Origin of the sequence: Paenibacillus sp. 7541, from assembly GCF_002276395.1 — a bacterium.
Taxonomy (GTDB): Bacteria; Bacillota; Bacilli; order Paenibacillales; family Paenibacillaceae; genus Paenibacillus_AQ; species Paenibacillus_AQ campinasensis.
On the sequence record NZ_NQLZ01000005.1, the window covers coordinates 233630 to 246704 of the forward strand.

General features: G+C 59.8%; 5 protein-coding genes. All 5 read left to right on the forward strand.

What is annotated here, in order from left to right:
* Positions 1–121 precede the first annotated feature (121 nt).
* The 5 genes from CHH75_RS25115 to CHH75_RS03335 all read left to right on the forward strand — a co-directional run bounded on the left by CHH75_RS25115 (position 122) and on the right by CHH75_RS03335 (position 12885).
* Positions 122–253 carry a hypothetical protein gene (locus CHH75_RS25115; RefSeq protein WP_255222948.1) on the forward strand — a complete coding sequence of 44 codons (132 nt, stop codon included), beginning with the start codon at positions 122–124 and terminating at the stop codon, positions 251–253.
* Between the two features lie 110 nt (positions 254–363).
* Positions 364–3885: a helicase-exonuclease AddAB subunit AddB gene (addB, locus tag CHH75_RS03320; protein ID WP_095397439.1), complete on the forward strand. Its 3522-nt coding sequence runs from the start codon at positions 364–366 to the stop codon at positions 3883–3885.
* 5 nt (positions 3886–3890) lie between these two features.
* Positions 3891–8090 carry a helicase-exonuclease AddAB subunit AddA gene (gene addA / locus CHH75_RS03325; RefSeq protein ID WP_095397551.1) on the forward strand — a complete coding sequence of 1400 codons (4200 nt, stop codon included), beginning with the start codon at positions 3891–3893 and terminating at the stop codon, positions 8088–8090.
* A 170-nt stretch (positions 8091–8260) separates the two neighbouring features.
* Complete coding sequence (locus CHH75_RS03330; protein ID WP_095397440.1) at positions 8261–9442, forward strand: exonuclease SbcCD subunit D; 1182 nt, start codon at positions 8261–8263, stop codon at positions 9440–9442.
* The gene (locus tag CHH75_RS03335) at positions 9439–12885 is read left to right on the forward strand and encodes an SbcC/MukB-like Walker B domain-containing protein (protein WP_095397441.1); all 3447 of its coding nucleotides are present in this window, start codon (positions 9439–9441) and stop codon (positions 12883–12885) included. The genes CHH75_RS03330 and CHH75_RS03335 overlap by 4 nt, the downstream gene beginning before the upstream one ends.
* Positions 12886–13075: the final 190 nt, after the last annotated feature.

Genomic DNA, 13075 nt, shown 5'->3' on the forward strand with positions numbered 1-13075 from the left:
CTCCATCCATATGGAAATGAAAGGCTCTCTCCCGGTGTGGAGGGGGCTTTTTGGCGTGGAGATACGGTCCCCAGTCTGCTGGTCCGAATGCTAAATAAATCCAAACGTATGTTCCGTGGATATGGACTTATGTTATACTATTAACCATCAGCTTCAGGCTATTGCCCGCTGGATTTACGATCCGTCAGGCATGCTGCGAAGCGAGTTGAAGGGCGGCTTGAGCCTGCTGGATACCCAAGGGCCGGCTCTTTAGTGAAGCATAGTAATTTGCGTGAATAGACGCTTTATAGATCGCTCTAAAGTAGAGACAATGGATTCGTATATAACGTTTCAGCAGAGCTGGAACATGGGAGGAGGAACAGCATGTCGGTTCAGTTTCTGATCGGCAGGTCCGGCAGCGGAAAAAGCACGGCCATCCGTCGGGCGATTGCAGAGCGGTTGAAGGAGAACCCTTCGGGTAGCCCGATGATTCTGCTCGTGCCGGAGCAGGGCTCCTTTGAGGCTGAATATGCGCTCGTCGCTTCGGATGATGTCCGGGGGACGATGCGGGCCCAGGTGCTCAGTTTCCGCCGTTTGGCCTACAGAGTGATGCAGGAGACGGGCGGTGCCGCCAAAGTGGCCGTCAGTGAGGAAGGCAAGCGGATGCTCCTTTACAAAATTTTAAGGCGCCGCAAAGAGGAACTCAATCTGTTTAAGGATTCTGGGGAGCAGCTCGGGTTCGTCGGAAAGCTGAGCGAGCTGTATACGGAGCTGAAGCGGTATTGTGTGGATGCCGGCTGCATCGAGGAGCAGCTGGAGCGCTTGTCCGCCCCAGGAAACGGCTCTCCGCTGCTGCAGCGGAAGCTTGAAGATATTCTGAAGGTATATCGGGATTTTGAACTTGAAATCTCGCGATTGTATATGGATGAGGAGGATACGCTCGCCACGCTGGCTGAAGGGATGTCTGCTTCCGCGTATATGCGAGGGGCTGAGGTATGGATCGACGGCTTCAACGGGTTTACCCCCCAGGAATACAGGGTGCTCAGCGAGTTGATCCGGCATGCGGGCAGCGTTACGGTTGCGCTGACGCTGGACAAGCCCTATGCCGAAGGAACGGCCCCGCATGAGCTCGATTTGTTCCACCCGGCTGCGGTTACGTACATAAAGCTGAAGGGGATCGCCCATGAGCTGGGCGTAGAGACGAAAGATCATGTGCTTAGACCCGATCCGCTTCCCCGCTTTCAGGATCGGCCCGCACTTGCCCATGTGGAGTCGGGCTATGACCGGAAGATCCGGTGGCAAGGCAAGCCGCTGGCGCTGGATGGCTCAGACGGGCTGCTTCTATATGCGGCCAGCCATCGGCGGGCGGAAATCGAGGGGGCGCTGCGTGAAATGCTCCGCCTCGTCCGGGAGGAAGGAGCCCGGTTCCGCGAGATGGCCGTGTTTGTACGCAACCTGAATGTATACGAGCATCTGGCCGGTCCGCTATTCCAGGAATATGGCGTTCCGTACTTTCTGGACCAGAAGCGAAGCGAGCTGCACCACCCGGTTGTGGAATTTCTGCGTTCGGCGCTAGATATCATTGTGCGGCGCTGGCGATATGAGGATGTGTTCCGCTGCATCAAGACCGATCTGGTGCTTCCGCTGGACGGCTCGTTGTCCCGCGAAGACATGGATAAGCTTGAGAACTTCGTGCTGGCTTCCGGCATTCAAGGCTCGCGCTGGACCGATGGACGTCCATGGCGCGGCGTGCCAAGCCTGTCGCTTGAAGATGGGGAGGATGCATACAGCAGGGCCGACAGGGTGGATGAAGCACATCAGCTGATCGAGCGCTGCAGGGCTGCTATAGCGGCCCCTTTGCTGTCATTCGAGAAGCGATTGAAGAAGGCTGGCACAGCCAAGGAGCAGTGCACGGCGGTGTACTTGCTTATGGAAGAGCTGGCGATTCCGGAGAAGCTGGAGCTGCTGAGCCGTGCTGCACTGGAGGCCGGGCGGCCGGAAGAGGCGAGGGAGCATCGTCAGGTATGGAGCGCTGTGCTTGATCTCCTGGATCAAATTGTGGAGATGATGGGAAGCGAGAAGCTGGGGACCGAGCTGTTCGCCGGCGTGCTGGACACCGGTCTGACTGAGCTGAAGATGGGACTGGTTCCTCCGGCGCTGGATCAGGTGCTGATTGGCAGCATGGACCGGACGAGAGCGGGCGGCGTGAAATACGCATTTCTGCTCGGGATGAATGAAGGCGTCGTTCCGGCCCAGTTTCAGGACGACGGCGTTCTGACTGAGCAGGAGCGGACAAGCCTGGAACAAGCCGGCGTGGAGCTGGCCCCGGGCATCGCCAGAAAGCTGCTCGATGAACGATTTCTGATCTACAGGGCGCTGACGTCAGCGAGCATGCAGCTGTGGGTCAGCTATCCTGCAGCGGATGATGAAGGGAAGCCGCTGCTGCCGTCGGAGGTGATCCGTCATCTGAAGCGTATGTTCAGGGTCGAGGAAGGTGCATTGCCGCCGCGGCCGCACGGAGGACTAAGCGCCGACGAGCAGGAGCGCTATGCGGTTCATCCGGGAAAATCCTTGGCCTATCTGACCGCTCGCCTTCGAGAGTGGATGAACGGGGAGCGGATTCCCGACCTGTGGTGGCATGTATACAACTGGTTTGCGGAGCAGCCGGAGTGGAGAGGTTCACTGGAACGTATGCTGACTTCGCTTCAATATACGAATGAGGCTCGCAGGCTGGGGCAGGAGACAAGCAAGCGGCTGTACGGAACGAAGCTGCGGACGAGCGTATCGCGAATGGAGCGGTTTGTTGCCTGTCCGTTCTCGCATTTTGCCTCTCACGGCCTGAAGCTGCGGGAGCGCCAGCTCTACCGCCTTCAAGCCCCGGATATCGGGCAGCTGTTTCATGCTGCGCTCAGCAGCATGGCCCAGAAATTTCAGGCCCAGCATCGGAGCTGGGGACAGCTGACGCCGGAGGAATGCCTGCGCGAAGCCGAGGAAACGGTAGAGCGTCTAGCGCCGATGCTGCAGGGCGAAATACTGCTCAGCTCCAAGCGATACGGTTACATCAAGCGCAAGCTTAAAAATATAGTCGGCCGGGCTTCCGTCATTTTGGGCGAGCAGGCGCGCAGAGGCCACTTTGAGCCGGTGGGGCTTGAGCTGGATTTCGGTCCGGGCCAGCCGCTGCCGCCGCTTACCTTTCAGCTTCCGGGCGGGGTGACGATGGAGATTGTCGGACGGATCGACCGGGTGGATATGGCGCGTGGCGAGAACGGTCTGCTGCTGCGCGTGATCGATTACAAATCCAGCCAGACGGATCTGCGTTTGCATGAGGTATACTACGGGCTGTCTCTTCAGATGCTGACCTATCTCGACGTGCTGCTGACGTTCGCGGAAGATTGGCTTGGAGAGCACGCGCTGCCTGGAGGGACGCTGTATTTTCACGTGCATGATCCCGTGCTGCAGTCGGCTAACGGCATGGCCCCTGAGCAGGCGGCCGAGGAACTGCTTAAGCGGTTCAAGATGAAGGGTCTGCTGCTGGCGGATCGGGAGGCGGTGTCCCTCATGGACTCCTATCTGGAGAAGGGGCACTCGGCCATTCTGCCGGTGGCGGTGAAAGCCGACGGCAGCTTCTACAGCAGTGCGGCTGTGGCGACGCCCGAGCAGTGGGATGTGCTTCTCTCGGCCGTACGGGACAATATTCAAACGATCGGCGCCCGGATTACTGGCGGGGATGTTGCAATCGAGCCGTATCGCATACAGCAGGAGACAGCGTGTGCGTTCTGTCCGTACCGTCCAGTGTGCCAGTTTGACGAAGCGATTGAAGGCAGCGACTATCAGCTGCTTGGCAAGCCTGGACGAAATCAGGTATGGGAGCTGCTCGGACAGATGAAGGAGGGAGAGGGACAGTGAGCGAGATGATCGGCAGAAACGAAATTCCGCCCAAGCCTGAGGGCAGCTTGTGGAGCGATGATCAATGGAAAGCGATCGTCCTCTCCGGCAATGACATCCTCGTGGCTGCCGCTGCCGGATCGGGGAAAACCGCGGTTCTGGTAGAGCGGATTATTCGCAGGGTACTGGATCCGGAGGCCGGATTCAGTGTGGACCGGCTCCTCGTCGCCACCTTTACGAAGGCGGCGGCTGCCGAAATGCGGCAGCGGATTCGGGAAGCGCTGGAACGGGAGCTGACCGGCGACCCGGATAATGAGCATTTGCGCCGGCAGCTTGCTTTGCTTGGCAAAGCCTCGATCACGACGCTCCATTCTTTTTGCATGGATGTGATCCGGCGCTATTATCAGCTCATTCCGCTCGACCCTGGCTTTCGCATTCTGAATGAACATGAAGCGGATCTGATGCGGCAGGACATTATGGAGGAGCTGTTCGAGGAGAAGTACGGCGAAGCTGGGGATGGCGGTGATTTTATACGCCTGGCTGACTGGTTCAGCGGGGAGCGAACCGATGATGCGCTGTATCGGCTTGTGCAGCGGCTGTATGATTTTTCGCGCAGCCATCCTTGGCCGGACCGTTGGCTCAGAACGACAGCGGCCGATTTTCTGGTGAGCGACACGGCTGCGCTCGGAAGCACCGGATGGGTGCAGAGCATCATGGCGGATGCAGCCCTGGCTCTAAGCGGGGCAGCCGGTCTGCTGCAGCAGGCGCGTGTCCTTGCTGCTCAGCCTGGCGGACCGGGAGCATATGCGGATACGCTGGATGAAGATTTACAGCTGGTGAACAGGCTGCTGGAAGCTGTACAGAGCGGGCCGTGGGAATCGCTGTACAGCATCTTCCGCGATGCCTCGTTCGGCAAGCTGAAATCGGTCCGCAAGGACGAGGTGGAGCCGGAGCTGCAAGAGCGGGTGAAAGAGCTGCGCGAAAATGTGAAAAAGACGGTGAATGAGCTCAAAACCTCCCTGTTCGGTCGTCCGGCAGCCGAATTCTTGAAGGAGCTTCACACGGCAGCTCCGCTGATGAATGAGCTTGCGGAAACCGTTATCGCTTTCGGTGAGCGTTACCGGCAGGCCAAATTGGCCAAGGGGCTCGTCGATTTCAATGATCTTGAGCATTACTGCCTGCATATATTGCGGCACACGGATTCCGAGCCTGACCATACGATGCCGTCGGATGCGGCGCTTGAGTATCGCCAGCAGTTTGATGAAGTGCTGCTGGATGAATACCAGGATACGAACAGCGTACAGGAAAGCATCGTTCGCCTGATCTCCAGGGAGCAGCCGGGCAACCGGTTTATGGTTGGCGATGTGAAGCAGAGCATTTATCGCTTTCGGTTGGCGGAACCGGGGCTGTTTCTGGATAAATATAAACGGTTTGTGTCAGACATCACGGAGGGGCAGTCTCCTGCAGCGCAGGCCGAAGGCGGGCTGGATTCAGAAGCTGCAGGCATTCGCATCGATCTGGCGCGGAATTTCCGCAGCCGGATGGAAGTTGTCGATGCCGTCAACTTGCTGTTCCGGCAGCTGATGAATGAATCGGTGGCCGAAATCGCTTATGACAAGCGGGCTGAGCTTGTCTGCGGCGCTTCCTTCCCTGACCATGATGGGGCTGGGGCAAGTCCGTTTCAGCCGGAGCTGATACTCATTGACCGCGGCGGCAAAGGCGCAGATGAATCAGGCTCTGAATCTGAGCAAGAGGAGGAAGGAGCCGACACTGTCATCGAGGCGGTGGAGATGGAAACCGCCCAGCTGGAAGCCAGAGCGATCATAAGCAAGATTCGCGAGATGACCGGGGAGACGGGCGCGCCGTTAATGGTGTACGATAAGTCGCTCAAAGCGATGCGGCCGGTCGAGTATGGCGATATGGTTATTCTGCTTCGTTCGGCCCAGCTGTGGGCGCCTTTGATTCTGGAGGAGCTGCGGCAGGCCGGTATTCCCGCGCTGGGGGAGCAGAACAAGGGCTACTTCCAGGCAACGGAAGTGGAGATCATGCAGTCATTGCTTCAGGTGATCGATAATCCCCGGCAGGATATCCCGCTTGCGGCGGTGCTGCGTTCTCCGATCATTGGCTTGAATGAAGAGGAGCTGGCACAGGTTCGTCTGTGCGCGAAGGGAAGCTTCTATGACGCTTTGCTTGCGGCTGTTCGGCAAGGCGGACCGCTTGCCTTCTCGTCTGAGCGGAGAACGGGACTGGTGAATGGGCGCTGGGTGAGCGGCTATGAGCCGGAAAGCTTGGCCGAAGCAGCCGTGACGCATGAGCTGGTTGCCGGCCATCCTCCAGGGACCGACAACGGGCAGAGCGAACAGTCTGCCATATCGGCCGAGCTGGGGATGAAGCTGAGCGGATTCGCAGAGCGGCTGGAGCGCTGGCGTGAAGAGGCGCGCAAGGGAAGTCTGAGCGAGCTGATCTGGCGGATTTACAGCGAGACAGGCTATCTGGACTGGGTTGGCGGGCTGCCCGGAGGGAAGCAGCGTCAGAGCAATCTGACGGCGCTCTACGACCGCGCAGTGCAGTACGAGCAGGATACGTCCTCGAGAGGACTGTTTCGTTTCCTTACATTTATTTCGCGTTTGCGGGAGCGCGGCGGAGATCTTGGCGCCGTGGGCGGAGCAGAGAATCAGGGGAATGCGGTCAGCCTGATGACGATTCATAAATCGAAGGGGCTGGAGTTTCCAGTCGTCTTTGTAGCCGGATTATCGAAGAACTTTAACCAGCAGGATCTGAACGCTTCTTTCCTGATGCATAAGGAACTTGGCTTCGGTCCGAAATATGTGGACGAGTCGATTCGGGTCAGCTATCCGACGCTTCCCAACCTGGCGATCCGCCGGCGGTCGCAGCTCGAGCTGCTGGCTGAAGAGATGCGGGTGCTGTATGTGGCGCTGACTCGGCCGAAAGAGAAGCTGGTCTTGATCGGGACGATGAAGGATTTAGCGAAAAAAGCTTCTGCCTGGGCCCAGGCGGACAGCCATCCGGAGCTGCTGCTTCCGGACTACCTGCTTGCCAGAGGGCGCAGCTACCTGGACTGGATCGGGCCGGCGATCATTCGCCACCCGTCCGCCGGGCTGCTGCGTACGATGGCTGGGTTGACGGAGACGTCGTCATCCGGTGTACTGGCAGGGGAGCAGTCTGCCTGGAGCATTCAGGTGACGACGCCGGATGTGCTCGCGGCGCAAGATGTCCGGATCGCAGCCCCGGACGATGAGGATGGGGATGACCGCCACGGCAAGTGGAACGCGCTGCGGAACCTGCAGCCAGTATCTCTGGCCGAGCGTGCGGCTGCGGGGGAAGACGCTGATGCGCGCCGTTCCGCTGTGCGGGAAAGGCTGTCCTGGTCGTACCCTTACGAAACGGTCAGCCAAATTCCGGCCAACACCTCGGTATCGGAAATGAAAAAGCTGCTTGCGCTGCAGGACAGCCCATCCCTGGATCTGTTGGAGGAGCAGTCGGTGATGCGCGGCATGCGGGAAGGGGCGTCAGCGGCAGAGCACGCGTTCACGCTTCGCTTGCGACGTCCGAAATTCATGGAAGCCTCGAAGCTGTCGCCAGCAGAGCGGGGAACGGTATACCACACCATTATGCAGCATCTTCCGCTTCAGGCAGGGACGGGTCTGAATCAAGCGGAAGGAGATGGGCAATCGCATGCGGGTCACGAAGCGGCAGGCTCTTTCGCCTCGATTGCAGAGCAAACGATAGCCGTTCTCGTAGAGAAGGAAATTGTGACCCCTGAACAGGCAGAGGCGGTGCGTCCCGAGGAAATCGGGCGCTTCCTGGACAGTCCGATTGGCCAGCGGCTCCGCGCGGCAGAAGAAATTTGGCGGGAGATGCCGTTCTCCTATGCCCTGCCGGCAGCGGAAGCTTATCAAGGCCTTGCCCTTCTCGGCCAGGCCGCAGCGCTCGGCGAACGAGTTGAGCAGCTCGAGCAGCTGGAGGGCGAGTCTGTGCTGATTCAGGGGATCATCGACTGTCTGTTCCGCATCGACAATCGGCTGGTGCTTCTCGATTATAAGACCGATCGAGTGCTGGAGCATCGGGGTGGCCTGGACGCGCTCACGGAACTGTACCGCTTCCAGCTGGAGCTGTATGCGCAGGCGCTGGCCGACATTTTGGGAGAGCAGGTGCAGGAGAAGTGGCTTTACTTTTTTGATGGGGGCCATGCGGTGCAGCTCTAGGATGATGAGGATATCATGTTGTGATTGAGGATAGGCCGGACGGATTGCAATTGCCCTCGGATTGGAATTCTCTCTGGCGGGGAGAGGTAACGAGGTGCTTTGTAGAACATGTTCACGAATGAGAAAAAGGATCAAGCGGGTACGCTTGGACCCCGGGAAGGAGTATCACGATGCGCATTTTGCATACGGGAGACTGGCATTTGGGCAGAACGCTTGAAGGGCGCAGCCGATTGGAGGAGCAGGAGCAGTTCATCGATGAACTGGTTGCGCTCGCCGATGAGCAGCAGGCTGATCTGATTATGATGGCAGGGGATGTGTATGATTCGGTCAATCCGCCTGCAGCAGCGGAGCAGCTGTTCTATGAAGCGGCTGCAAGGCTGACGGAAGGAGGGCGGCCGATGGTCGTCATTGCGGGCAATCATGATCAGCCTGACCGGGTATCCTCTGTCAGACCGCTCGTGGCTGCCAGAGGGCTGACCCTGATCGGAGCGCCCGTTGCCGAGACGGTGACGGTATCTATTCCTCGAACCGGTGAAACGGCGAAGATTGCGGCTCTTCCGTATCCTTCAGAGGCCAGGCTGAATGAGCTTCTCGGCGGAGACGGCGACGAGGACCAGCTTCGCCGGGCATACAGCGAGCGGGTCGGCCAATTGATGAGCCTGATGGCCAGGGAATTCAGCCCGCATACGGTCAATCTTGCCATGAGTCATATTTATGTTCTCGGCGGCGTCGAGTGCGATTCGGAGCGGCCGATCCAGGTCGGCGGCGCCTATACGGTGGACCCTTCGGCGCTGGCCGTCGGAGCATGCTACACCGCGCTAGGTCATTTGCACCGGGCGCAAGCCGTCAAGGGCGATGGCCTGATCCGGTACAGCGGCTCGCCGCTCGCTTACAGCTTCTCCGAGGCGGGACAGGCCAAATCGGTGACGATGGTGGACGTTGCTCCGGGAGGAACGCCGGTGGTGGAAGAGATTTTCCTAAGGAGCGGGCGTCCTCTCGTGCGCTGGAAGGCCAAGGGGGGACTGGAGGAAGTGTACCGCTGGCTGGATGAGGGAAGAGATCCGGACGCCTATATCGATCTGGAGATCTCCTTGACCGAGGCGATGGGCATGGCGGATATTCAGCGTCTTCGGAAAAGCAGGGACGGCATTATCCATATCCGGCCCGTATATCCGGAGATGGAGGCGCTCCTGCTTGAAACGGAGCGTTCGCAGCTTCCGCTACCGGAAATATTCCGCAAATTTTATCAGCGTCAGACCGGGGGCGGCGAGCCGGAGGAGCATCTGGTTAACCTGTTCCTGGAGCTCGTTGAGGAAGAGGATGCGGACAGCGGGGAGGTGCTGGCCAAGTGAAACCGATTTTGCTGAAATTATCGGGGCTTCAAAGCTACCGGGAACCGCAGGAGATTCATTTCGAAACCTTGTGTGAAGCCGGAATATTCGGGATCTTCGGTCCAACCGGCAGCGGCAAATCGACGCTGCTCGATGCGATTACCTTGGCGATGTACGGCAAAGTGGAACGGGCGGTAAACGGAACACAGGGCATTATGAATCATTCCGAGGACAGTCTGTTTGTATCCTTTACGTTTGAGCTTGCTTCCGCGAGCGGAGCGGAGCGCTACCGGGTGGAGCGGAGGTTCAAGCGGGTGAACGAACTGTCTGTCAGCAACACGGTGAGCCGGTTTATTCACGTCACAGCGGAGGGCGATCAGGTGATTGCCGACAAGCTGGCCGATGTTACCCGGACGGTGGAAGAGAAGCTGGGGCTGAAGATGGACGATTTCACCCGGGCTGTCGTTCTGCCCCAGGGCAAGTTCGCCGAGTTTCTGTCCTTGAAAGGCAGCGAGCGCAGGCAGATGCTCCAGCGCCTGTTTCACCTGGAGCGATATGGCGACCAGCTGGCCATGAAGCTGAGCCGGCGGGTGAAGGAGAACGATGCCGAGCTTAAGTTGGTGGAGGCCGAGCAGCAGGGGCTCGGAATGGCTGGCAAGGAGGCGGTTGCCGAGGCCGAAGAGGCTTTAGCAGCGGCTAAAACGCATGCGGACGCGGTGCGCAAGCAGTTGACAGCTGTCACGGAGCGGGCCGAGGCGCTGGGCAGAATGCGTGAGCTCGATCTGGAGAAGCGGCGGCTGGATAACAAGCTGGCGGAGCTTGCGGCGCAGGAGGATGAAATCCGCAGGCTGGAGCGACAGCTCGAGCTGACGGGGGCAGCGGCGTCCATGTTGCCGGCGCTGGAGACGTGGCGCGAGGCCGAGCGGCAATGGCAGAGCCGGCGCGAAGCAGCTGAGGCGCTTCGCGTTCGAGCCGCCGAGGCGGACAAGCTCGCGGAGGAAGCGACAGCCGCTGACGAAGCGGCCCAGGCGGTGCTGGCCGCAGAGGAGCCGAAGCTGGTGCTGCGCGCGGAGCAGCTGGAGCAGGCGGCGGAGCTGCAGCGAGCGCGCGATGCGCTGCGGGCTGAGCTGGCGCAGCTGGAGCGCCAGTTAGGCGAGACCCGGCAGCAGATGGATGATGTCGGCGGGCGGCTCCGCAAGGAGCAGGAGCTGCTGGAACGCGGCAGCAAGCGCCGGGAAGAGCTTCAGCAGCAGCTGAAGGGGCTGGAGACGCGTTCCGGTGAACGGCAGCTGCTGCATGCGGCAATGCAGAGGCGGCAGGCCGTGGAGGCCGCCGAGAAGCAGCTGAGCCAGGCTGCCATCGAGCTGAAGGAGCAGGAAGAGCGGCAGAAGCAGCTGGAGGCGAAGCGGGATCGGAGCGCTCGCGAGGAACAGTTATTGCAGCAGCAATACATACAGCTTGGGAAGCAGGCGAACCATTGCCGCTCGGCTGCGGCAGCCGCGGGCGAAAGCATCGTGCAGGCGGAGGAGGCTGTGCGGCGTCTTGCCGCCGAGTGGAATGCTGCGCAGCGCGAGAAGCAGCGGCACCTCCTGTCGTTGCAGCTGGCCGCCGAGCTTCGGGATGGTGAGCCTTGTCCTGTGTGCGGCAGCCTGTCTCATCCTCACCCGGCAATGGCGAGTGACGGCCGGGGCAATGAGGACGAAGAGCGCCGGGAGCGTCTGGAACGAGTCTCTGAGCAACTGCAGGAGGTTCGAATCCGCCTCACGCATTTGGTGAATGAAGCCGGTTTGATCGCTGGCGGTTATGGTGCAGAAGCAGATGCTGATTCATTGGCGAATGCTGCGCATCCACTCTCTCCAGACCTGTCTCAGCCGGCTGAAGAGGCGGCTCCGGCGCTCCTGGCGAATCTCGGAGCCGAATGTGATGTGGACCAGGTGGAGTTATATGCGGCCGCTGCCTTGGCAGCCGTGGCCTCAATAGCCAAGGATATCGCCGAGTGCCGGGAAGCGGGCGAGAAGGTCCAGCGCGCGCTCCTCTCCTGTCAGCAGGAGCTTGCAAAGGAGACTGCGGCGGCGGAGAGCGGCAGTCTGCTGCTGTCACAGCTGCGCGAGAGAGTGCGTGTGCTGAAGGGCGAGGTTGCGGAAGCGATCGACGCCTGGGCGCAGGAGAATCCGGAGCTGCCTCTGTCCGAAGCGGAGGAACGCTTCAGGCGCATGCAAGAGAAGGATGCCGAGGCCGAGTCGGTGAGGGAAGGGCTGGAGCGGAGCGTGCCTTTCCTGGAGGAAAAGGCGCAGCTCGTCAAGCATCTTGAGCAGGAGCAGCGCGAGCTTGAGAAGCGCTGGATTCAAGGAGAAGCGCAAAGACAGAGCAAATCGGATGTGTTAAAGGAGAAGGAAGAGCGGCTTCATGCTTGGATCGGAAGCCAGTCGGCAGAGCAGCTGCTGCGCGAATGTGTCGCCAAGCTCAAGTCGCTGAAGGAAACGGCAGAGCGTGCCCACCATCATCGCAAAACAGCGGATGAAACCAGGGCCGCAGCCGCGAAGGAGGCTGCGGTTGCGCAGCAGGCAGCCGAGTCTGCGGAAGAGCATGCCAAAGCCGCCCGGCAGCGCTGGGATAGTCTGCTGGAGTCCTCTCCTTTTGCCACTGAAGCCGGCGTGCTGGAGGCATGCCTGTCGGCTGAAGATAAGGAGCGCTCCGAGCAGCGAGTGGCCGCTCATCGGGACAGTCAGCGGGAATGGTCGCTGCGCCTGCGGGACGTAGAGCAGAAGCTCGGGGGCGTGCCGTTTGACGAGGCGCTATGGCAGCAGATCTGTCTGGAACAGGAGCAGCTGCGCCAAGCGGATGAGGCTGCGATACAGGCCAGAGCGAGAGCCGAGCGGGATGTTGAAGATCTCAGGAAGCGCAATGTCCGGTTTATGGAGCTGGAGGAGCAGCGGGCCGGCCTTCAATTGCAGGGCGAGCGGTTAGCCAAGCTGCAATCCTGCTTGCGCGGGAATGCGTTTGTAGAATACATCGCAGAGGAGCAGCTGATGCAGGTCAGTCAGGCCGCTTCCCAGCGCCTGCGCTTTCTGACCAAGCAGCGGTATTCGCTCGAGGTGGACTCTGGCGGCGGCTTTGTAATCCGTGATGATGCCAACGGCGGTGTCCGGCGTCCGGTATCCACCTTATCCGGGGGAGAGACATTCCTCACCTCGCTGTCGCTTGCGCTGGCGCTGTCAGCCCAGATTCAGCTGCGCGGACAGTACCCGCTGCAGTTCTTCTTCCTGGACGAAGGCTTCGGCACGCTGGATCCCGAGCTGCTCGACACGGTCATCACATCCCTGGAGAGACTGCATAGCGACAAATTGACGGTAGGCATTATTAGCCATGTGCCGGAGCTTCGTGCCCGTCTGCCCCGCAAGCTGATCATTCAGCCGGCGGAACAGGCCGGTGCAGGATCGCAGATCCGGCTGGAGAAAATGTAGCTATTGCAGCTTTGTCAAACCGGTGATAAGGATCACAGAAACAGCAACAACCCGCTGTTATAATACAGTTAAGCCGACATTCTAAGAAGTGCCTGCGAATGGATCGGACCAAGGGTCTCACCATAATCTTTCCCCGCCCTTGCTCCGCTTCATCGATTGCTGGATTGCTGCGATCCGGCCGGGCACTTCT

Coding starts and splice junctions, on each gene's coding strand:
- CHH75_RS25115 (WP_255222948.1), top strand. CDS start 122: ATGGACTTATGTTATACTATTAACCATCAGCTTCAGGCTATTGCCCGC.
- addB (WP_095397439.1), top strand. CDS start 364: ATGTCGGTTCAGTTTCTGATCGGCAGGTCCGGCAGCGGAAAAAGCACG.
- addA (WP_095397551.1), top strand. CDS start 3,891: ATGATCGGCAGAAACGAAATTCCGCCCAAGCCTGAGGGCAGCTTGTGG.
- CHH75_RS03330 (WP_095397440.1), top strand. CDS start 8,261: ATGCGCATTTTGCATACGGGAGACTGGCATTTGGGCAGAACGCTTGAA.